The organism is Massilia sp. CFBP9012 (genome assembly GCF_034045115.1).
Taxonomy (GTDB): Bacteria; Pseudomonadota; Gammaproteobacteria; order Burkholderiales; family Burkholderiaceae_D; genus Telluria.
On record NZ_JAXCWM010000037.1, the window covers coordinates 1 to 252 of the forward strand.

Genomic DNA, 252 nt, shown 5'->3' on the forward strand with positions numbered 1-252 from the left:
CCGTGAGGGAAAGGCGAAAAGAACCCCGGGAGGGGAGTGAAATAGATCCTGAAACCGTGTGCATACAAACAGTAGGAGCGGACTTGTTCCGTGACTGCGTACCTTTTGTATAATGGGTCAGCGACTTACATTCAGTGGCGAGGTTAACCGAATAGGGGAGCCGTAGAGAAATCGAGTCCGAACAGGGCGACAGTCGCTGGGTGTAGACCCGAAACCAAGTGATCTACCCATGGCCAGGATGAAGGTGCGGTA

1 rRNA gene is annotated in these 252 nt (G+C 53.2%); it reads left to right on the forward strand.

The window, feature by feature from the left end:
* Positions 1 to 252: ribosomal RNA gene (locus tag SOM61_RS26410) — 23S ribosomal RNA — on the forward strand; the annotation flags it as partial.